Annotated in this window: 21 protein-coding genes; 7 read left to right on the top strand and 14 right to left on the bottom strand. The window is 37.0% G+C overall.

The window, feature by feature from the left end:
- The first annotated feature begins 29 nt into the window (after positions 1-29).
- Genes J0L69_12585 through J0L69_12575 form a run of 3 tightly spaced genes read left to right on the top strand, consistent with a single transcriptional unit; the run spans position 30 to position 1990 of the window.
- Complete coding sequence (locus J0L69_12585; GenBank protein MBN8694024.1) at positions 30-632, top strand: phosphatase PAP2 family protein; 603 nt, start codon at positions 30-32, stop codon at positions 630-632.
- Between the two features lies 1 nt (position 633).
- Entirely contained in the window at positions 634-1059 is a 426-nt protein-coding gene (locus J0L69_12580; GenBank protein MBN8694023.1) for a VOC family protein, read from the top strand.
- A gap of 4 nt (positions 1060-1063) precedes the next feature.
- Complete coding sequence (locus J0L69_12575) at positions 1064-1990, top strand: pyrroloquinoline quinone biosynthesis protein PqqB (protein ID MBN8694022.1); 927 nt, start codon at positions 1064-1066, stop codon at positions 1988-1990.
- Positions 1991-2015: 25 nt separating this feature from the next.
- On the opposite strand, the gene J0L69_12570 is transcribed toward J0L69_12575, so the two are convergent.
- Genes J0L69_12570 through J0L69_12555 form a run of 4 tightly spaced genes read right to left on the bottom strand, consistent with a single transcriptional unit; the run spans position 2016 to position 6666 of the window.
- Positions 2016-3530 carry an NAD(P)H-hydrate dehydratase gene (locus J0L69_12570; protein MBN8694021.1) on the bottom strand — a complete coding sequence of 505 codons (1515 nt, stop codon included), beginning with the start codon at positions 3528-3530 and terminating at the stop codon, positions 2016-2018.
- Position 3531: 1 nt separating this feature from the next.
- Entirely contained in the window at positions 3532-3645 is a 114-nt protein-coding gene (locus J0L69_12565) for a FeoB-associated Cys-rich membrane protein (GenBank protein ID MBN8694020.1), read from the bottom strand.
- Positions 3645-5525, bottom strand: coding sequence for a CocE/NonD family hydrolase (locus tag J0L69_12560; GenBank protein MBN8694019.1), 1881 nt, complete (start codon positions 5523-5525; stop codon positions 3645-3647). Before J0L69_12560 ends, J0L69_12565 begins: the two co-directional genes overlap by 1 nt.
- 4 nt (positions 5526-5529) lie before the next feature.
- Positions 5530-6666 (bottom strand): 5-(carboxyamino)imidazole ribonucleotide synthase, encoded by a 1137-nt coding sequence (locus tag J0L69_12555; protein MBN8694018.1) that lies wholly within the window; start codon positions 6664-6666, stop codon positions 5530-5532.
- 68 nt (positions 6667-6734) lie between these two features.
- Between J0L69_12555 and J0L69_12550 the strand changes: the two genes are divergently transcribed.
- From J0L69_12550 to J0L69_12540, 3 genes are read left to right on the top strand one after another with little or no spacing between them, the layout of a single operon-like run.
- Positions 6735-8801 (top strand): T9SS type A sorting domain-containing protein, encoded by a 2067-nt coding sequence (locus J0L69_12550; GenBank protein MBN8694017.1) that lies wholly within the window; start codon positions 6735-6737, stop codon positions 8799-8801.
- Between the two features lie 60 nt (positions 8802-8861).
- Entirely contained in the window at positions 8862-10982 is a 2121-nt protein-coding gene (locus J0L69_12545; GenBank protein ID MBN8694016.1) for a T9SS type A sorting domain-containing protein, read from the top strand.
- Between the two features lie 55 nt (positions 10983-11037).
- Entirely contained in the window at positions 11038-13464 is a 2427-nt protein-coding gene (locus J0L69_12540) for a phenylalanine--tRNA ligase subunit beta (GenBank protein MBN8694015.1), read from the top strand.
- Here J0L69_12540 and J0L69_12535 read toward each other — a convergent pair.
- The 3 genes from J0L69_12535 to J0L69_12525 form a co-directional block, all read right to left on the bottom strand.
- Complete coding sequence (locus tag J0L69_12535; protein ID MBN8694014.1) at positions 13461-14438, bottom strand: hypothetical protein; 978 nt, start codon at positions 14436-14438, stop codon at positions 13461-13463. The genes J0L69_12540 and J0L69_12535 overlap by 4 nt on opposite strands.
- Positions 14439-14522: 84 nt before the next feature.
- Positions 14523-15482: an SRPBCC domain-containing protein gene (locus tag J0L69_12530; protein MBN8694013.1), complete on the bottom strand. Its 960-nt coding sequence runs from the start codon at positions 15480-15482 to the stop codon at positions 14523-14525.
- A gap of 7 nt (positions 15483-15489) precedes the next feature.
- Positions 15490-15810 carry a winged helix-turn-helix transcriptional regulator gene (locus tag J0L69_12525; GenBank protein ID MBN8694012.1) on the bottom strand — a complete coding sequence of 107 codons (321 nt, stop codon included), beginning with the start codon at positions 15808-15810 and terminating at the stop codon, positions 15490-15492.
- A gap of 794 nt (positions 15811-16604) precedes the next feature.
- On the opposite strand from J0L69_12525, the gene J0L69_12520 reads away from it, so the two are divergent.
- A complete protein-coding gene (locus J0L69_12520) occupies positions 16605-16784 on the top strand; it encodes a hypothetical protein (GenBank protein ID MBN8694011.1) in 180 nt (59 codons plus the stop codon).
- 25 nt (positions 16785-16809) lie between these two features.
- Here J0L69_12520 and J0L69_12515 read toward each other — a convergent pair whose 3' ends face one another.
- The 7 genes from J0L69_12515 to J0L69_12485 form a co-directional block, all read right to left on the bottom strand.
- Complete coding sequence (locus J0L69_12515; GenBank protein MBN8694010.1) at positions 16810-18588, bottom strand: T9SS type A sorting domain-containing protein; 1779 nt, start codon at positions 18586-18588, stop codon at positions 16810-16812.
- 65 nt (positions 18589-18653) lie between these two features.
- On the bottom strand, positions 18654-19103 hold the full coding sequence (locus J0L69_12510; GenBank protein MBN8694009.1) for a TonB family protein: 450 nt from the start codon (positions 19101-19103) through the stop codon (positions 18654-18656).
- Positions 19104-19241: 138 nt separating this feature from the next.
- A complete protein-coding gene (locus J0L69_12505) occupies positions 19242-19898 on the bottom strand; it encodes a hypothetical protein (protein ID MBN8694008.1) in 657 nt (218 codons plus the stop codon).
- A complete protein-coding gene (locus J0L69_12500) occupies positions 19899-20465 on the bottom strand; it encodes a hypothetical protein (protein ID MBN8694007.1) in 567 nt (188 codons plus the stop codon).
- 119 nt (positions 20466-20584) lie between these two features.
- A complete protein-coding gene (locus tag J0L69_12495; GenBank protein ID MBN8694006.1) occupies positions 20585-21037 on the bottom strand; it encodes a VOC family protein in 453 nt (150 codons plus the stop codon).
- A 117-nt stretch (positions 21038-21154) separates the two neighbouring features.
- Entirely contained in the window at positions 21155-21880 is a 726-nt protein-coding gene (locus tag J0L69_12490) for a CPBP family intramembrane metalloprotease (GenBank protein ID MBN8694005.1), read from the bottom strand.
- Positions 21855-22472, bottom strand: a complete 618-nt coding sequence (locus J0L69_12485) for a hypothetical protein (protein ID MBN8694004.1) — start codon at positions 22470-22472, stop codon at positions 21855-21857. Before J0L69_12485 ends, J0L69_12490 begins: the two co-directional genes overlap by 26 nt.
- Positions 22473-22569 lie beyond the last annotated feature (97 nt).

The following is a 22569-nucleotide window of genomic DNA, read 5'->3' as shown; positions in this document are numbered from 1 at the left end:
TTATTTTTATAATTATTAAGAGGTATTCTGTGAAAACAATCTTTCAGGCAAAACATATAGTCATTCTTTTTTTTATTGGATTTGTATTTTCTCTACGCTCTCAAAACACCGATCTTGATATTTTAAAAAGTGTAAACGCAAAGGATTATCCTATGTGGGATGAAACCATGCGTTGGACATCCGACGGAGTTTATCCGTTTATGGTGTTGAGCACCGGAGGAATTTGGCTCAAAGGATATATTGATAAAGATGATGCGATGATGCGCAACGGGTATAAAACCGCTATTTCCATCGCAGCAAACATTGCAATAACAGAAGGTTTAAAAAGAACAATTAAAAGACCACGTCCGTATACAGATTATCCGGATCAAATCACATTAAGAACAAGAAGATCCGGTTTCTCATTTCCATCAGGACACACTTCCTGTGCTTTTGCTACAGCAACGGCTTTAACCATGAGTACAAAAAAATGGTATGTAGCGGTGCCTGCATTTACCTATGCGGGATTAGTTGGTTACTCACGCATGCGTTTAGGCGCGCATTATGGAAGTGATGTGTTAGCCGGTATCATTGTAGGTGTTGGAACGAGTTTGCTCACCTGGCAAGTCGATCGTTGGATTAATAAGCAATAAAATGAAACAGAGAATTTCTTTTTTTACCATTGGCGTACATGATTTAACGGCCATGAAGAATTTTTATATCCATAAATTTGGTTGGACACCGATGAAGGATAGCGACGGAATAGTGTTCTTCAAATTAAATGGTTTCATATTTGGTTTATATCCAAAGCACGAGTTGGCTGAAGATATTGGTGTGAAGGATGACGGCGTTGGATTTAAAAAATTCACCTTAGCGATAAATATGAATTCGGAGAGTGAGATAGATGAACTCTTTGAAAAATTCAAATCAAATGGCGTCAAAATAGTTAAAGCACCGGAGAGAGTGTTTTGGGGAGGCTATAGAGGTTATGTAGCCGACGTTGAGAATAACTATTGGGAGTTTGCTTATAATCCGTTTCTGAGTTTAGATACGGAAGGTAATGTAATCGAACATAAATAATTTTATAAAACAAAACTTGAAAGTTATCTTCAATATAATTGCCATTTTCTTTTTTGTTGTAAGGTTGAATGCGCAAGAACCATACGTGTTAGTATTAGGGCTTGCACAGGATGGTGGTTATCCTCATTTGGGTTGCGAAAAGGAATGTTGCAAAAGTGCATGGAAAAACGATTCATTAAAGAGAAATATTGTCTCTTTAGCTTTAGTGTCTCCAAACGAAAAGAAATGGTGGTTATTCGAGGCTACACCGGATATTACTAAGCAGCTACAACTCTTCAAGGACTTAACAAAGTCTGAATTTAATTATTTACCTGAGGGAATATTTATTACACATGCTCACATTGGCCATTATACCGGTTTAATGAATTTGGGCCGTGAAGTTTTTAATACCAAAGAAATTCCGGTTTACTGTTTGCCTAAAATGAAAAAATTCCTGGAGGAAAACGGGCCCTGGAGTCAATTGGTCAGTTTAAAAAACATTTTGATTAAGGAATTAACACCTGATGCATTTGTTACGATAGGTAATTTTATCTCTCTTAGCGCTTTTACCGTTCCGCATCGTGATGAATACAGTGAAACCGCAGGGTTCAGTTTTTCCGCCGGACAAAAAAAATATTTATTTATTCCCGATATTGATAAATGGCAAAAATGGAATAGGAATATTGTAGAAGAAGTTAAAAAAGTGGATTATGCATTTTTGGATGCAACTTTCTATTCAATGGATGAATTAAAGGGAAGGAAAATTGAAGAGGTGCCTCATCCGTTGGTCAGTGAAACAATGAATTTATTCAGCAACGAAAGTTCACTTACAAAATCAAAATTGTTTTTTATTCATTTTAATCATACAAATCCAATGCTGCGCTTAGCACCATTTCAAAATGAAGTAAAGAAATCGGGATTTAATTTAGCCGTTGAAGGTGCTAAGTACTAGGTGTGAAACTGCTGCGTAAATGTTGTTATTCGTAAAGTTTTTCAAATGCCTTTGGTAATTTAGCAATGACATCTGTTGCTAATAAACTCTCGATATTTATTTTCTTTAAACACAAATCTGCAGCAAGTCCGTGTACAAATACACCCAACAATGAAGCTTGAGGCGGCGTATAACCACGCGCTATTAATCCGGTAATTATTCCGGTGAGTGTATCGCCACTGCCTCCTTTCGCTAAACCGGCATTACCGGTAGAGTTAAAAAAGCAATTTCCGTCGGGCATCGCAATTAAGGTGTAGGTGCCCTTTAAAATTAAAATGCAATTGTGTTTTAAGGAAAAGTGTTTGGCACTATTCAATCTTTCAAAATCGTCTTGATGATTTTCTGTGAGTCGATCGAATTCTTTTACATGTGGTGTCAGTATTGAATTAGCAGGTAAAAAACTCAACCAGGTTTTATTGGCAGCTAAAATATTTATGGCATCCGCGTCAAAAACGATAGGAGCAGAGGAGTAGTTGAGTAATTTTTTAATGACTACTTCTGTTTCTGATTCTGTTCCTAAACCCGGGCCCACACCAACTGTCGCTATCTTATCGATGTTTGGTAATTCGGTGATGAAGTTTTCATTGCTGTCCGCACTCACCATTGCCTCCGGAATAGAGTTCTGAATAATATTAACGCCTTTAGAAGGCACATGTACGGTTAATAAGCCGGCACCGCTTCTTAAGCAGGCTTTGGCTGCTATAACTGCCGCACCCATCTTACCGTAAGTTCCGCATAATAATAAAGCGTGACCAAAACTTCCCTTGTGTGAAAATTTATTGCGGTATTTTAAAATAGGCTGTAAATCTGATTTGGTAATGAAATAGAATGGCGTGTTCTCTTTCGAAATAAATGTTTTGCTTAATTCAATGTCCAGTATTTCGAAGTCGGGAACAAAATATTTGTTTTGCGCCATTAAAAAGGAAAGTTTTGGAAATTGAAAACTTAAAGTGATGGAGGAGCGAACAATGGTATCTTCTTTTTCATTTGGCTTATCAGCATAGAGTCCGCTTGGTATATCAATACTAATGGTTTTTAATCCGATGGCATTGATGAAATTAACCACACTGTCGCAAATTCCTGTAATAGGTTTATTTAAACCGGTACCAAACAAAGCATCAATTACAACTGTATTTTTGTTTAATGGAATAGTATTAAGTTGATCTTCATGATTGATAATGGTAATTACTTCCGGTTTTAAAATGGTTAAGCGCTCTAAATTAGTGGCGCAATCTTCGCTATATTTTTCTTGATGATTTACAATGTATACGTTACAAACATAGCCACGAACAATTAAATGACGGGCAATTGCTAAGCCATCGCCACCATTGTTACCTTTTCCGCAAAAAATGGCAAATTCATCATCTACCGATGATTTTTTGACAATGTATTTAATGCATGCTAACGACGCGCGTTCCATTAAATCAATGGATGATACGGGTTCGTTTTCTATTGTGAATTTGTCACAGGCTTTTATTTGTTGTGCGCTGAATATTTTCATATTAATGACAATTACAATCTGTTCCGCAATCCTTTTTCTTTTTTGGCCAAATAAGTTTTAACACCAGAAAAAACGCTGCTGCTCCAACCAATATGTAGACTATTATCTCTTGCATTATTTTAATATCGGTAGTAATATGTTTGAAGGGTTCTGTTTCTGATGATAAATTTTAATATCTGACTTCACGAAATCTTTTTCTTCGCAATGGTAAATATCCACAAACTGTTGAGGGTTTCTATCAGCTAAAGGAAACCAGCTGCTTTGAATTTGTATCATCAGTTTATGTCCTTTTTTAAATGTGTGAGCAACATCCGGTAGGTCAAATTTAACTTTGGTGATTTCACCGGGTTTAAAAGCTTCCGGTTTTTCAAAGCTGTTTCTGAATTTCCCACGCATAATTTCGCCTCTTACCAACATTTGATAGCCTGCCATTAAATAATTGTTTTTTACGCCATCGCAACAATACGCTGTGTCGTATTCAAATTTATCAGGGAATACATCAATCACCTTCACAACAAAATCTGCATCCGTTGTACTTAGCGAAACAAATAAATCTGCTGTAACCGTCCCACCTAAAGTTAAATCTTCACTCAGTGTTTCCGTTTCAAACACTAAAACATCAGGTCTTTGAGCGGCGAAACGCTGGTCGTCGGTCATGTATTCTCTTGTCCGATGAGCATGTGGTTCACTGGTATACGGAACAGGTTTGTTAGGGTCGCTCGTATAATAGGAAAAGGAATTTTCTGTAGTTGGTGCATTGAAGCTTAGTTTGTTTTTTTCGCTTAAATAAATGCTGGTGTTGTTTAAATTCTTTGGCGGCCATTGCTCAAAAAACTTCCATTCATTACTGCCTGTAAAAAATACACTGGCTTCCGAAATTTTTGTTGCATCGCCTTTTCCTCTTAAGTAATAATCAAAAAACGGAATTTCTATTTTTTGTTGATAGTATTCTGAAGTATGCGATCCAAATCTCACATTACCTAAATAACTCCCGGTTCCTCTTCCCCAGCCACCATGAAACCAAGGACCCATCGCAATTTTATTGTTCGTGTTTTTGCTTTGTTGTTCGATGGCTTTATATAAATTCCAGGCACCATAGCAATCTTCAGCGTCAAAAGTTCCGCCAACAACCAACATGGCCGGTTTTATATTGTAACAAGCGCGTCTGGCATCTCTCGCTTTCCACCAATCATCATAATTGGGATGTGCAATTAAATCATTCCAAAATTTTATGGAGTCTCCCATGAGTTTGGTGAAGTTTTTAATAGAACCTGTTTCCAAATAAAATTTATAATTATCAAGGATGGGAAAATCAAAACCACGCGATCCGATTGTTGTTGGTGCAGGACGAGGTTTGCCGAATCCAGAATAAAAACTAAACGCATCCATCAACATGAATGCACCATTATGATGAAAGTCGTCGCCTAAAAACCATTCGGTAACCGGTGCTTGCGGACTTACGGCTTTCAATGCAGGATGTCCGCTTAAGGCTGCCATGGTGCTATAAAATCCGGGATAAGAAATGCCGAATACACCCACATTACCATTATTAAACGGAATGTTTTTCACCAACCAGTCAATTGCATCGTAGGTGTCACTTGCTTCATCAATATCTTTCTTCGTTTTTTTATTGGCAATAAACGGACGAACATCTACAAATTCACCTTCGCTCATCCATTTACCACGCACATCCTGAATCACAATGATGTAATTTTCCTTTACATAATTTTTCCAGTAAGTGAGCCATAAACGTGATGTGAAATTATCTTCGCCATAAGGTCCGCAGGAGTAGGGTGTGCGTACCATTAAAATGGGATGTTTCTCGGAAGAATTTTTCGGCATGTATGCGGCGGTGAACAAACTAACGCCATCGCGCATTTTAATTTTATATTCGCGCTTGTAATAATTTTCTTTCAGCCATTTTTCATCAATATTCTGTGCACTCAGTAAAAAACCAAAGCTCAGTAAAATCAGTATCCCAAGTAATTTTTTCATAGAGCTAAGCTTTCACTTTTAATATTTTTTGTACGGTTTTCGCTTTTTGTTTCGCTTTTACTAATTCATCATCTGTAACGGTAACGTGTCCCATCTTACGAAAAGGTTTGGTAGTTGTTTTTCCGTATAAGTGAACATATACACCGCCAAATTTCATTACATCTTCAAGCCCTTCGTATTTAGCAGGACCTTCATAACCCATTTCTCCCAATAAATTTATCATCACCGCAGGTTTTACAATGGAAGTATCACCGAGTGGTAAATTTAAAATGGCGCGCCAGTGCTGTTCAAATTGTGAAACAACATTTCCTTCGATGCTATGGTGGCCGCTGTTATGCGGACGGGGAGCGATTTCATTCACGAGTACTTTCCCGTCTTTCGTTAAAAACATTTCTACAGCTAATAATCCAACAATACCTAATTTTTCTGCCACTGTTGTAGCGATGGCGTAGGCTTCCTTTTCTATGCTTTTCTTAACGTTTGCCGGAGAGAAAAGAAACTCTACCAAGTTGGCTTGTGGATTAAACTCACATTCAACACAAGGGAAACATTTTGTTTCTCCACTTGCATTGCGTGCAACGATCACCGAAATTTCTTTATCGAAATCTACCAAACGTTCAAGAACACTTGGCTCTGTAAAAGCTTTCTCCAAGTTATTCGGATTATTCAACTTCACAACACCTTTTCCATCATAGCCGCCTTTTCTTAGTTTTTGAAAAAAGGGAAAGAAATCAGCGTATTTAGAAATTTGTTCTTTAGTTTCAACAAGAAAGAAATCGGCGGTTGGAATGTTATTGCGTTGGTAAAACATTTTTTGTAAACCTTTATCCTGAATTAATTCAATTAACTCCGGTTGAGGATACACACGCTTTCCTTCTTTTTCCAACGCTTTTAATGCTTCTGTATTTACATTTTCAATTTCAATGGTTATGACTTCTTTGTCTTTACCAAATTTGTAAACGGTATCGTAATCCGTAATACTGCCTTTAGTGAAATTAGAAATGCCTTTACACGGAGCATTCGCATCCGGATCAAGTACAGAAATGTTTAAATTGTAGTTAATGGCATTTTGAATTAGCATGCGTCCTAATTGTCCGCCGCCTAAAATTCCAATCTTATGTTGGGGATCGAAAGAATTCATAGAATAAATTGTCCTACAAAGTAACAGAAATTAACTTAATTCCTTAACTTTATCTCTCTTATTTAACGATGAAAAATCTATATTTTTTAGCCATTCTTTTTTTAGGCGTTTATTGGGCTCATTCGCAGAACCAACGTATTTGTGGTACTTCGGAAGTCATGAACCAATGGATGGAGGCTAATCCTGAAAAAGCTAAACAATTTTTAGTCCTTCAAAATGAGGCTGAAGAACAGAGCAAGAATGGTTTTTCGTTAAAAATGAACACGGCTACTGTTTACACTATTCCGGTTGTTTTTCATGTTATACATTTAAATGGTTCGGAGAACATCAGCGATGCGCAAATACAGGATGCATTAAATATTCTGAATCGTGATTTCAGGAAATTAAATGCGGATACTTCGAGTATTGTGAATGAATTTAAAGGATTGGCTGCCGATGTTGGTTTCGAATTTCGTTTAGCCACTAAGGATGAAAACGGTAATTGCACCAATGGAATCACGCGTCATTACGATGCGCGTACGAATTGGGTGGCTGATTTTTCGAATTATGTTTATACCTGGGATAATACGCGCTATTTGAATATTTATGTGGTAAAAACCATTACGAGTGGAGCTGCGGGTTATACTTTTTTGCCCGGTACAGTGGGATGGTCGGCTGACGCAATTGTCATTCGTCACGATTATACCGGAAGTATTGGCACAGCCTTTCCATTCGGACAGCGTTCATTAACGCATGAGGTAGGACATTGGTTCAATTTGCAACATGTATGGGGATTAACCAATAATCCTGGAGTAGCTTGTGGTGATGATGGAGTGAGTGATACTCCGATAACGAAAGGATTTACAGGATGTAATTTATCCGGTGCAGCGAATTGCAATCCTCCGATTAAAGAAAATGTACAGAATTACATGGATTATTCATTTTGCGGGCGCATGTTTACAATTGGACAAGCAACACGAATGAACAATGCTGCGTTAAGTCCTACCGGCGGAAGAAATAATTTACATACTACATCAAATTTAATTGCTACAGGTGTTATCAATCCAATTAGTCCGTGCTCGCCTAAACCTGATTTTATGGCCGACAAAACCGAAGCGTGTTTGGGTGATAAAGTAACATTTACTGATTTGAGTTATAACGGAGCTATAACGAATTGGAACTGGAGTTTTGCAGGCGGAAGTCCGGCTACATCCACACTTCAAAGCGCATTTACCAATTTTACCCAATCCGGTTTAGTGCCGGTGCAATTGAAAGTGAGTAATAGTGTTGGTGCCGATTCATTAATTAAAAAACTGGTTACTGTTTTGCCGGGGCCGGGTAGTGGAACCAATAATATTGCGCAAGGATTTGAAACCATTACGTTTCCGGATAATAACTGGATTAAGAATTACCCACCCATCGGTTCGGGATGGATTCAAACCAATACCGTTGGTGCAACAGGAAGTAAGTGTGTTATGATTGATAATTATTTAGATTCTCCGAGTGATCCGTGTTTGTTGTATACACCGGTGTATGACATCAGTACTTTGCCAAATCCTGCTCTTACTTTTAACGTGGCACATTCGCAAAACGCGGGAGGAAGTGATGATCGTTTGCGTGTTTACGCTTCGTTCAATTGCGCCAATTCCTGGGTGCTTGTGTATAGTAAATCGGGCGCCAATTTACACACATTAGGTACAGGAAATTACGCGAGCGGAGCCTTTAAAAACCCTTTGAGTTCACAATGGAGAAAGGAAACTGTGAGTTTGTCTTCCTATTCATCCGTTACAAATTTGTTGTTGAAGTTTGAGTTTAAGAAAGACAGTTTAAATCCCGGGAATAATATTTTTTTAGATGACATTAATTTGGAATCCGCCAGCGGAATAAACGAATTAAACGCAATTAATTATTGGGAGATTTATCCAAACCCGGCAAGTGAATTTGTGAGTTTACATGTGAGTTCTCTTGTTGCGCAAACAGTTAATATTGAAATAAAGGATGTGTCCGGAAAAGCAGTATTCGAATCTAAAAACAATCCTATTCAACCGGGAGAAAACAGAATTAACATGCAACTTCACGGTTTGGCTAAGGGCTTTTACCTGATAAGGTTAAAAACTGTGGACAATTTCTACATAAAGAAGTTAATTATCGACTAAAAGCCTTTCATTTTGGCTTATAATTCACTAATTTTAGGAGAATTATTTTAAGTCAATAACATGAAAAAATTATTACTCGCTATTTCAGCATTTGCGGCCTTAACTGTAAATGCGCAGGATTATAAATATTGCGGAACAGATCAGGCCATGAATGATTGGTTTGAGAAGAATCCTTCTGCACGTTTAGTGTATCAAACGCTGCAGCAACAAGCAAAAACACAAGATTCAATCGCGTTTTTAAACGGATATAAAAATCCGGATCAAAAAATGACGGCTGCTCCTATTTATACGATTCCTGTTGTGTTTCACGTACTTCATATGGGAGGTTCTGAAAACATCAGCGATGCGCAAATTTTGGATGCGGTTAATATTTTAAATCGCGATTACCAAAAATTAAATTCAGACACTTCATTAGTGGTGACTCAATTTAAAAATTTAATCGGCGATGCAAGAGTGGAGTTTCGTTTAGCAACTAAAGATCCTTCCGGAAACTGCACGAATGGTATTACCCGTCATATTGATCCAAACACAAATTGGACCAGCACTTTATCACACTATGTTTATTCATGGCCACGCAACATGTACATGAATATTTATGTGGTGAAAGCGATTGCAAGTGGTGCAGCCGGTTACACTTATTTACCGGGTACTTCTCCATCATTAGCCAGTGATGCGATTGTGATTTTGCATGATTATGTTGGAAGTATTGGAACCGGTAATGCAGGAACGTCTCGCGCTTTAACACATGAAGTTGGACATTGGTTAAACTTACCTCACGTTTGGGGTGGTACCAATAATCCGGGTGTTGCCTGTGGTGATGAAGGTGTAAGTGATACCCCTATCACCAAAGGTTTTTCATCTTGTCCAAGCAGTACTACAGCAGCAATGATTTGTAATCCGGGTATCGTTGAAAATTACCAGAACTATATGGATTATTCATATTGCTCACGTATGTTTACTACCGGTCAGGCTACTCGTATGAACAATGCATTGTTGAGTGCAACTGCACAACGTAACAATCTTTCCTCAAGCGGAAATTTAACTGCTACCGGTGTGAATCCAACTTTTGGTCCGTGCGCGCCAATTGCTGATTTTTATACTTATTCAGGCGTAACTTATAATTTGTATACTATTTGTGCCGGACAAAGCTTGAGTTTTGTGGATGCATCTTATAATGCAGCGGTAACGTCTCGCACATGGTCATCAACCGGTGGAGCTACCATTTCAAACGTGAATGGTTCACCAACTACCATTACTTTCCCTAATGCAGGGGTGCAAACCGTTACCTTGGTATCAAGCAATGCACAAGGCTCTAGTACAAAAACTAAAACCGTGAACGTTTTACCTAACGCGGCATTCATCACTAATTCTTATCAGGAAAGTTTTGAAGGAACAGGTTTACCAACCAATTGGGCCATCATTAACCAAACAGGTGGAACAACCTGGCAACAATATACCGGTGCTGCAGCCAGCGGAACAAAATCGTATTACATGAATAACTCTATTAATCCAAATGGAGCTGTAGATATTATTGAAACGCCGTCTTATGATTTTGCCGCTAACAGTGGTGCAATCTTCACTTTCAAATATGCTTACGCTCGCTATAGCACGACTAATGCTGATGTGTTTAAAGTACAGGCCAGCAGCAATTGTGGTGGCACATGGCAAGATATTTACACACCATCTAATTCAACTATGGCTTCAGGTTCAGGTGGAACTACAACAACTCCTTTTTTCCCAACGCCTGCTCAATTTAAAACGTATACTTTAACATCGCATCCTGCTTTTAATACTTACAAAACGCAAAGTAATGTTCGTATTCGTTTCTACTTCCAGGAAGATCCGGGTGGAGGATTTGGAAATAATATTTTCTTAGATGATATTAATTTCAACTCACCATTAGGTGTAAACGAATTAACTAAATCAATCGGATTTAATGTGTTCCCGAATCCAACCAGTGGAAGCGCTAGTATTGTGTTTAACTTAAGCGATAACGCGGACGTGAAGTATTATGTTACGGATATTACCGGTCGTATCGTTGAATCTGAAAAATCAATGAACGCAAATCCTGGTGAGCATACCTTAACCGTAAACGAAAATAATTCTTTAAAGTCGGGTGTGTATTTAGTACACTTCGAATTAAACGGACAAAAAATGTCTCGTAAATTAATTGTTGAATAAAAATTATAGCAGACTGCTAAAGGTAGTCTGCTTTTTCTGTTGATTTAAAATACATATGAAGATTTCTTATAATTGGTTAAAGACTTTAATCAATACCGAATTAAAACCTGAAGATATTTCACGTTTGCTAACCGACTGTGGACTTGAAGTAGAAAGCATGGAAGCTTTTGAATCTGTAAAAGGCGGATTAAAAGGCGTAGTTGTTGGTGAAGTAGTGGAGCGCGAAAAGCATCCTGATGCTGATCGTTTAAGTTTAACGAAGGTAAATGTAGGCGGAGAGAATTTACTTTCCATTGTTTGCGGTGCGCCAAACGTAGCAGCCGGACAAAAAGTTTTAGTGGCAACCGTTGGTTGTACTTTGTTTCCAAGTGAAGGCGACCCAATTGAAATTAAAAAATCAAAAATTCGCGGTGCGGTAAGTGAAGGAATGATTTGCGCTGAGGATGAAATTGGTGTCGGGAAAAGTCATGATGGCATTTTAGTTTTACCTGCGGATACAAAAGTAGGAATGCCGGCTGCTGATTATTTTAAATTGGAGAACGATGTTGTTTTTGAAATCGGATTAACACCTAATCGTAGTGATGCAGCTTCTCATTTAGGAGTAGCACGTGATTTGGCTGCTGTATTAAAAACCATTGATTCGAATAGTTCAGCAGAAGCAAAAATTATTGGTATTCGTGAGTTACCTCCTGCCACAGGATTAAATACAGTTGAAATAAAAATTGAGAACACCAATGCTTGTAAGCGTTACAGCGGCTTGGTGGTGAGTGGAATTACGGTTGCGTCATCTCCCGATTGGTTGCAAAACCGATTAAAGGCAATTGGATTGCGTCCGATAAATAATGTAGTGGATATAACTAATTTTGTATTGCATGAATTAGGGCAACCTTTGCATGCTTTTGATTTGGAAAAAATAAAAGGCAATAAGGTTATTGTAAAAACATGTGCCGAAGGAACTAAATTTAAAACATTGGATGAAGTAGAGAGAAAACTTTCTGCCAATGATTTAATGATTTGCAATGAAAGCGAACCAATGTGTATCGCCGGTGTGTTTGGCGGAATCGATAGTGGTGTTACTGAATCTACAAAAGCGGTGTTTTTAGAAAGTGCTTATTTCGATAGTGCTTATATCCGTAAAACAGGAAAGCACCACGGATTGAAAACAGATGCAAGTTTCCGTTTCGAAAGAGGTACAGATCCTGAAATGACCGTAACAGCTTTAAAGCGCGCTGCAAATTTAATCATGGAGATTTGCGGAGGAACTTTAAGTATGGATGTTGTTGATGTTTATCCGGAGAAATTAGAGCCTTATAAAGTAGCCTTCTCATATAAAAATTGTCACGATTTAATTGGCAAGAATATCGACAAATCTGTTATCAAGAATATTATTACAGCCTTAGGTATAGAAATTACCAGCGAAGGAACTGATGGTTTATTGTTGAATGTGCCTCGATTTAAAACGGATGTAACACGTGAAGCGGATGTGATAGAGGAAGTAATGCGCGTGTACGGTTATAATAATGTTGAAATAAGCAATCAAATTTCATTTGGTGTACAGCAAAATGTGTTCACCTCTGCCAATGAATTAGAAAATAAAATTGCCGATTTATTGATTGGATATGGATTCAATGAAGTCATGTCTTTGTCATTAACCAAAGAAGCGCTTTATCAAGATAATGCTTCATTGGTAAAAGTAGTGAATCCATTGAGTCAGGATTTGAATGTTCTGCGCGGTAATATGTTGTATAGTGGATTGGAAGCTATTGCTTATAACACCAACCGTAAGAGCAGCGATATTAAGTTCTATGAGATTGGAAAAACATATGCTTACAATGGTGAAGCTGAATTTAAATACGCCGAGCAAAAACATTTGAGTTTGTTTGTCAGCGGTAAAAAAATCAATGAGAATCCATATCAAAAGGCGGCTGATGTAGATTTCGCTTACATCAAAGCCTGTGCGGAATATGTCTTAAAAAAATTAGGTATTACAAATTACGCGGTGAGTGAAGGCGACAATAGCACAATGGCTTATTCGATGGTTTATACTGCTAAGAAAAAAGTGTTAGTGGAAATTGGTGCTGTAGCGAAATCTGAGTTAAAGAAATTTGATTTGAATCAGGCGGTGTTTTATGCTGATTTCAATTTAGATGTTTTATTTGAATTAAATCGTAAGAACAAAACAGAGTATGCTGAGATTCCGAAATTCCCGGCTGTGCGTCGCGATTTAGCGATGTTACTCGATAAATCGGTGAAGTATACTCAAATTGAAGAACTAGCGTATACTGCAGAGCGTAAATTCTTAAAGGAAGTGAACTTGTTTGATATTTACGAAGGAGAAAAAATTGGCGCCGATAAAAAATCTTATGCCGTAAGCTTTACCCTGTTAAATGAAGAGAGCACGCTAACCGATAAGCAAATCGAAGGTATTATGCAAAAATTGATTACCACTTATAAAGAGAAATTGAACGCTAAATTGCGTTAGAGCTTAATCTTCCATTCGTTTAATCGATAAGCATGAGGCACTGTTTTTTTATACAGTGCCTTACTTATTATAAATACGGGTACTCCGGCGGCAATTACACCAAGCGTAACAGGATGTAATAAATAGTAACCACCTGCAATGAGTGTAACACCGATTGGCGGTACCAGCATCATACTAAATCCAGCGCGCTCGGAAAATGCTGCCCCAAAATGTTTTTTACGGATATTACTGCAGGCGTAATAAATAGTATGGACTTGTGAAGATTCAAGCGTGAAAACACTGTCAAGTTTTAATTTGTTTTTGCTTTCACTTAAATCATAACTGTAAGAACTAAAAACTAATTTTCCTTCATTCACACCTTCATACACGCAATGGCGCAGAGGCGTTGTGTCTGAATGTAATTGTAAGGAGAATAAGGCGTAAGGTTTTATATTTAATTTCTTTTTGCCATTTTCCAGAATAAGTGTTTTCTTTTCCGTTTTGCCGGCGTATTTGCTGTGCGCCAGGTGCTGATGCTTTTTATTGGTCTTAGGTAATTTGGCGTATTTGCCTTTATTGAAATCCGACTCACGAATTTGTTTTCCTTTTTTGTTGTAGAGTTTTTTTAAACCATACGGCGTTTCTTTATATACAGCCAGTGAACCTTTTTTTCGATAGTCCCAGGTTTTATTTGGTAAACCATTCTTTCCGTAAATAGTCAGGCTTTTTAATCTACCGCTTTTATAATATTTCTTTTGGGTACCGAATGGTGTTTCAATGTTCATTACAATAGAATCTCCCGGATGTTTGGGATCAACACTTTCACGTTTTCCAACTAAAATTTCAACGGTTTTCCAAACAGAATCTTTCACTCTTCCGTTTTTGTGATAATTAATCACTTCAATTGTGTCATTACCATGATTGGTAATTTTAGATTTTTGGGAAAAAACCATGAAGCAAGAAAGAAAGCAGAACGAGAGTAAAAAATGCTTCATAAAAAGAAAGAGGTTTTGTGATTCTAAAATAATCAAAATAATTCAATCACAAAACCTCTAAGAAATCTATTGTAATATAAGGTGCTAATCCTTGCTTGTGCAATTCAGCATCCAATTAATTCCGTATTTATCCTGGAAGCCGGCATAATAAGCATCAAAGAACATATCCTGTAATGGAATTTCAACGATTCCTCCCTCCGATAAAGATTCAAATAATCTTTTGGTTTCGGCACGTGTTGTTGGTTCTAAACTGATGTGCATGTTATTTCCCGGAGTAACAGTAAAGCCCATTTCTTTGGGAGCGTCGGTTGCCATTAAAATATGTCCGCCTAAAATCGGAAGCTCTACATGCAAGATCATTTTCTTTACATTATCTGCAATGGGTGGCTGACCTTCTTGTTGCGGAACATCACCCAAACGTTGTATGCCTTTTCCGCTGAACTCGCTTTTAAATACTTTTTTATAAAAATTCATTACTTCCTCAGTATTGCCGGGAAAGTTTAAATACGTACACACGCGTGGAGCGCCAATACTTAACTGATTACGTAATTGAAATTTGGCTTTAAGATACGCATCCAGATTTTCGTGTGCCATCGCGAATCCTTCTTTGAAGCCCATTTCAATAATTTTCTCAAGGTCTTCAATTTTCTCGAATGTGTTTTCTACATATACAGCAGTTCCTGTTTCGGTCGACTTAAATGTAACATTCCATTTGGTTCGGGGGAATTCTTTATTAACGTTTCCTTTATCATCGCAAAAGGCGTCGAATCCCTGGTAATTTTTATAAGGAGTAATCGAAGTGTATTCCGCTAAACAGTAATGCCGACTTTCATCCGGACCTTGCATATAATATAACCAGGTTCCGCCTTCACGAAAATCCATTTTTATTGTATTAGCCTTCCAAGGTTTTGGTGCCCACCATTCGTCTATAATTTCAGGATCGGTCCATGCACGCCAAACTAATTCGACCGGCGCGTCAAATTCGCGTGTTACACTGAGTTGCTTCTTCGCAACATCTTTTGAGTAAATCGTTTCTTTTTTCATATAGGTTTTATTTACGTTTATTTTTTAAATCATGTAGTACTTTATCCAATTGATTAAAGCGAGTTTCCCATAACTGGCGGAACTGCTCCAACCATTTATCTATTTCTTTCATTTTTTTTGGGTTTAAGTGATAATAAATTTCGCGGCCTTGATGTTCCGCTTTCACTAAGTCACATTCTACCAAAACATGTAAGTGTTTCGAAACCGCTTGTCGGCTGCTGTCAAAATGTTCGGCGATGGCATTAGGGGTAAGCGCGCCAAAAGCAATTAAGCTGATAATAGCGCGGCGAGTGGGGTCGGCGATGGCCTGAAATACATCTCTTTTCATAGGGGATTAAATTTAAAATGCAACTAACTGGTTGCAAATATATATGCAACTAATTGGTTGCGCAAATTTGTTTTGTTAAATTAGCGCTAAGCTCTTGAATATGAGTTACGATAAATACAGAAATCTATTTCTTCTCATGGAGGAGACGTATGAGGTCTTTTCTTTTACTTTTTTCCTGCCATCAAAGGATTATCTCCTTTCTTTTCTGCCTTGAAGCAGAATTAGTTTATTTTCTTTTCTTTGCCTGCCACGCAAAGAAAAGAAACAAAAGAAAAGTCACCGCTTCGCCTCCTCGTTTACCCATCGCGCATTTTTCTGCTGAAAGCTAAGAACTCGCTACGCTCAGACAGCTTAGCTTTCTACGCAGATAAAATGCTATGGGGCCCAAACTGCGGAGGCTGATGCGGTGGATTACGTTAATATCGTCTTCGAAGGAACTCTCCGAACGGAGTAAGTTAGAATATTGGGAGTGAACTATTAAAATGGAGTAAAATGTTAATCGGAGGGTTGATGCCGGGCAGCGATAGCGGGAAAATTGCCTTCTCCGAGGCCTAAGCCGACGGCAATTTTAACCGCGGTTTGCGCCTGCCTCTTGCGCAACCCCGATTGCTATCGGGGCGCCTTTCGGCATCAAGAGTTTTTTGGTTACTTTTTGGCGACCCAAAAAGTGACAAAGAAATAATCTTTTTAACCGACTTCGGTTAATTGTGTTAAGTCTTGAAAACCTGAGATTTGAAAAAAATAACATTTTGTTAGCGAACCTGCTTTGTAAATTAGATTTAAAATCAATTACCATGGCAGCTAACCAACAAACCCAAACTAATAACGGACCAAGCATTGGATTCGTGCGCGCAACAATTAAAATTGCTCATCCCGATTGGACTCCCGAGCAAATAGAAGCAGAGTTACAAGTTAAAATGCAAGAACTCGCGAAACAGAATAACGACGAAGATTGTTTGTTTTGTTCGGCTTAATTACTCCGCACAAATATTCAATACGTTAATCTTTTACAAACTTTCGCGTTATAATTTTATTTCCTAGAACTAGTTCTAGAATGTATAATCCAGAAGGCCATTCGCTAACTGAAATGGTTGTTGTTTGGTTATTAATAATACCTGAATAAACTAAAGCGCCAAGAGAATTAATGATTTTCATGCGGGTGGCATCCACATTGGATGTGTGCCCAAGGTAAGAAACAATTAATTCATCATGAACCGGATTGGGGTATACCATTAGAAAAATTGATTCTTCTGTTTCCTGAATTCCTATCGGGTAATAAGTATAGTTGAAAGGTTGGCATAAAGAGTCTATCCCACAGCTGTTCTTAACTTTTAAACACACGGTGTAGGTTCCATTTGGAAATGGCCCACCGTAATAACTTTTGTTGATAATTGTAGAATCAATAATGCCCGGCATACAGGTACAGGTCCAGTAATATTTAGAAGCCCATGTGGAGTTATTATTCATGTCGCCCGTAGTACTTGGCGTAAAACTGGCAACGGGTGCCACACAACCGCAGGCATTGTACGAAATCTCAGTAGGATTTGTTTCATTAAGTGTGTAGGAACTGGAAAGAGATCCGAACACAGAATCAATAACCGGTGTGTTGATATTTAAATTAAGAATTAATGAGGAAGTGGTGAAAGTAATGTTAGAAGTATTACAACCGCTTACACCTAAACTGTCGGTTTTTATAAGGTAAATATCATCCATGTACACAGAAAAACTTTTAGTAGTTCCAACCAACACAAATCCTTTGTCTTTAGTTTTTTTAATGGAAGCCGGTGCTTCGTCATTTACTCCTCCAATAGATTTAGCCCATAGTAGGGTACCTGTTGAATCAATACTTGCTAAAAATAAATTTCGTGTGCCGTAGGTGGCTGAACCCGGATTGTATTGCCCCAATATCGCTGTTCCTTTGTTTGCTGTTGGGTAAGCATCTATCACAGCATAATTGAATAATGCACACGACATGCCAATCATTTTCGCGTTAGAGCCATTCTTATCGATTTTAAGAATGCCCGGACAAGTTGCTGCGTTAAAAGAAATCTGAATCTCATTGCCACTTTCATATAAGCGGCCACTAAAACCACCTCCTGATAAAGACGTGCTTGTAACTGTTTTATTCCACATTAAATTGGCATTTTGACTCCATCGTGAAAAAGTTACACTAACACTCGATGTGGTATTAGTATTGTAGGTGATGAAACTTGAGTCGGCAGCCAATTGAATCACGTCATTTAAAGTGGTACTGGTTGGCAGACTCCGCGACCAGATTAGGTTACCGGAGCCGTCAAATCTAGCAAGCGTACTTCTGCTATTAGCGAAAGGTGTGCGGTTACCTGTTGCAATATAACCGCCCCCAAGAGCAGGTTTAATTCTAGTAATATCGCTGAAGCCGGTTTGAAGTTTTACCCAGCTTGTGTTTCCGGCGGCATCCGTTTTAATGATAACACCGTAAAAGCCATTGGTAACATATTGATTTCCGGCAATAATAAAACCACCATCTGCTGTTTGTGAAAATGTTCTGCCGATCATGTAGGGTTGTGTGATGGCATAACTTTTCGACCATTGCTTATTTCCGAGCGAATCGGTTTTTAAAATATACAAACCACTGTAATTATGACTCCCCAAAATGGCATAACCTTTATCGGCGGTTTGTATGACATCACAGGAAATTTCGTATCCGGTGCTGCCATAAGTTTTCTGAAAAGTCTGAGCCTGACTCTTACCAACTAAAAAATCAATAATAAGTAATGAGAGTAAAAAATATTTCATAGTGGTTATATTTATATTAAAGATATAAAATTTTGTCGTTTATTTAGCAGGTTATATATACCAAATTACTGCAATTTAAACTGAATAGGCATTACCATGGTTGAACTTATTGCTTGTCCGTAAGCAACCGCAGGTATCCATTTTGGCATAAGTTTAATTAAACGAACAGCTTCATCATTACAAGGCTTGCAATCCGGTGAGCCTTTAATAACCTCAATGTTGTTGAGTGTGCCATCGGCATCAATTGTAAAACGCACAAATACTTTAGTGTTTAAAGTTAGATCATCAAACTTTGGTACAACAGCATTTTTCTTGATAAATTCATTTAAGGCCGAGTAACCACCGGGAAACTCAGCCTGATTCGTGAAGGAGTTTTCGGCTGTTAATATGACAGTTGAATAAGTATTGGTATTCGTTTCTGGTTCTTTTTTGATTTTTATTTTTTGCGGCGTTTCAATTTGTGCATTTACGCAAACACATAAAAGTAATCCGACAAATATTAAAATAAGCTTCACTCCAACAAAGTTAGAAAGCAGAACTATAGTCTTATCTCTGTTTTAACAGCTGGCTGTATTTTATAAAGAAGTGGTGAGAAAGTGTCTAATGACGGTAGGATTGATTCATTGTTTCCAATAAAAATCAACCTTTATTTATTACTCTGTGTATTTAATTTTTCCTATCGGTATCAACTTAAATCCATACAAAGAATCCGTAAGGATCGAGAAATTGAGTCCGAGGTATAAATTTGAATTCTCTTCATCCTTCATGAGTAGTTTAACTATGTTGTCGGGTATGGAGGCAAAATTATAGGGATGCTGATTTGAAATAACAGCTAATTGGCCCGGACCAAAATCAGAATTTTTTGGTGAGTGGTAACTTATATTTACTAAATATTTTTCTCCGGGTTGCAGTACTTTTTTAATAGTAGTAGGGTAGTGCTCATGTAATTTCATAAATGGCACAACAGTATCCGAAAAATATTCCTGTTTCTTTTGCGCTTCCACATCCATGTTCTGCGGAAGTAAAAACAAGCGAAATGTTTTATTCAAATGCTTGTATTCTGTTTCGAATTGTAAATCTAGTTGAATAGGAACAGTCGTGTCATTTCTAATGGTAGTGGTAATATTAAAATAAGCATACCAACTCGAATCGTTGCCAAATTTAGGGCGACCATGACGCCCTGTGTTTGAAATGGAAACACCGGAAGAACTATTCTTTACCTGAGATTCTACTTGTTGGCGGCAGTTAATTAATAAAATAGATGTAGCAAAAAACAAAAGATGAGTATATGTTTTTTTTCGAAAATACATTTAATTAGTTGTGTTGTTTTTTGCTAAACTATATTCCTTTAACCATAAGCGATACGTGTAATAAATAAAGGAGCCGAGTATTAGAACATAAATAACATATAAGGGTCTTCCAACTATTTCCCTGAAGTTATTGTAGAATGAAACATTATAATACTGACAGATATTATGAATGGTAGCCAAAAAACTTCCTATGATGGCGACCCTAATGACGATGTAACCGAAATGAGCAATAGCGATTTTTTTATTCTTAGGTGTTTTAAATAAAATCTGATACAGTTTACCTTTTTCGTTAAAGTACAATTCCGAAATATAATCACTCATTCGTGTAGGCTTATTGGTAGGTATAGTGCGCGAATATTTAAAGGTGTAATAGTAAAAGCAGTAAATAATGAAGCCAATTAAAATAATATTGCTAATCAGTAAGCCATTCCAGCCCAAATGAAAAACGCTTACTAAAGGGTTGGTTTCTCCTTCCGGATGATCAAAAAACCAAAGTCCGGTTGAATAAAAATCACAGCCTCGGGCAAATAGCAGCAAAAAACAGATTAAGTAAAATTTGATTCTCATGCCATATAAAGATATTTGCTTTTTAATGAAGGGTAATCATCCTTTTGTTAAAATGGAATTGAATTAACAAAAATTAAAAGAATGACTACATTCATCATTCAAAATTCATCATTTAAAAATCATTTTGTCGTTTTACTTCCCATTTGTTTACCCATTTTTTCATACTCTACATCATTGGGTTCCCAGAGTTCGATTTTATTGCCTTCAATATCCAGGATGTGTACAAACTTTCCGTAATCATAACTTTCAATGGTATCTAAAACCGTAACGCCATTCTTTTTTAAATCATCCACCAACCATTTTAAATTTTCTACGCGGTAATTAATCATGAAGTCTTTGGTAGAGGGCAAAAAGTATTTTGTTTTTTCATTAAACGGACTCCATTGCGTAAATCCTTTTTTAGTACTGTCGGCACCCTGAAACCATTCAAATACGGAGCCGTACTGATTAGTGCTTAAACCCAAATGTTTCTGATACCAGTCTCTCACTTGTTTGGGATCTTTGCATTTAAAAAAGATGCCGCCGATACCGGTGACTCTTTTAGGTGTTGCTTCACTTTTTTTATCGAGCAGACTCTTAAACGCAAATCCAAAAAAGAAGGAGCTTGCGATGAGTAGGGTGAGAGTGAGAGGTTTTTTCATAAAGCTTGAATGTATTTTACAAGTAATTTTATTTCGATTCTTTACAAATTAGACATTAATAAACTCAATCATCACAATGCTTGAGTTATATACAAAGTGACCAATTATTCCATAAATTAAGTTATCATATTTAGATCTTAAATAGCCGAATAAAAGACCGATAGGGAAAATCCATAGGAAGGAAATCAACGAGAAATGAAGTATGGTAAATAAAACAGTTGATATGATGATTGTAGAATTAGTAGATACAATGTTTTTTAATTCGTTAAAAAGTATACCTCTAAATGCTATTTCCTCAAAGATTGCCGGAAAAACCCCAACTGAGATTATACTAAATAAAAGTGGTAAAGGGGAGTCCTTATAGTGTTCAATATAAGTACTGTTACTGTTGTTGAATACACTTTCGTTCAAGTAATTTGCAAAATGAGAAACGATAAAGGCTAAAAATACAAGTCCGAGACATAATATAGTTAATAATCTATAATCAGTTATTTTTGGAATTAGAGTGCCTTTTATAGAGTTGAAATTTAAAACGAGAAATGTAACTACAATAATTGCAAAAATTAAATCTGCAATTATTGAATAGACATAATTGCTGTTTAGTTTTAATACGTGTAATAAGGCAATATAGCCCAATAATACAAAGAAGAATACTTTGGTTCTATTAATAGATTTACTGTAATCATCAACTGGTTCTGTTATTAGTTTAGAGCCACATTTATTACAATAAGAAATTGCTCTTGTTATCTCAGTTTGACAATTCTGACACTTCATCAGGGATGTTTAAGTCTTTTGCTTTTTTAATAGATTCTAGTTCCTTTTCCAATGCAGCAGATTCTTTTACGGCTTTATAACCATATATAAATCCGGCAATAACAAATCCTTTCATTAATGCACCTTGTAAAAGTGTGGCAGGGTCAAAAACAGCATTGATTACAATTAAAGTTATGTAAAGGAAAAAGCCTGTTAAGATAGCGGGAAATGGATTTTTAATACTCCAAAATCCTAAACCAAGATAAATACCGGAAACAATTAGGTTAGAGATAAGAATAAACAAATTAAACTCGACACCTAAACCTAATATAAGTGAAAAAACAAAGAATAGAATGGATAAACCAAACAGGATATTTCTCGCTTTACTAATAGCCTTTTTTTGTTTATCAAGAAGTACATGCTTGTTATTAATATTCCAAATGAATTTTTTCATTTGCACTTGAGTTCCTCTCTGAGGAAAGCCGCAATTTGGACAAAATGCATCGGTAATAGTTAATCCTGTTGACTTACAATAATAACAAACAGAAGGATTGGAAATTACAATTTGCCTTCTTGCTTCACTTCTTTGGCGACCTGTGAGTTGTTTCGACATTTGAAAAAATTGAGAATTAATAAATATTCAAATTAAATCTTTACTAAGATAGAATATTTATTGGATTTTTGCTCCTTAATTTAAATTGTGAAGTCGA

The organism is Bacteroidota bacterium (assembly GCA_017303905.1).
Lineage (GTDB): Bacteria > Bacteroidota > Bacteroidia > B-17B0 > Aurantibacillaceae > JAHEYG01.
Note: the sequence above shows the minus strand (reverse complement) of the source record. Positions and strands in the feature narration are given on the sequence as shown.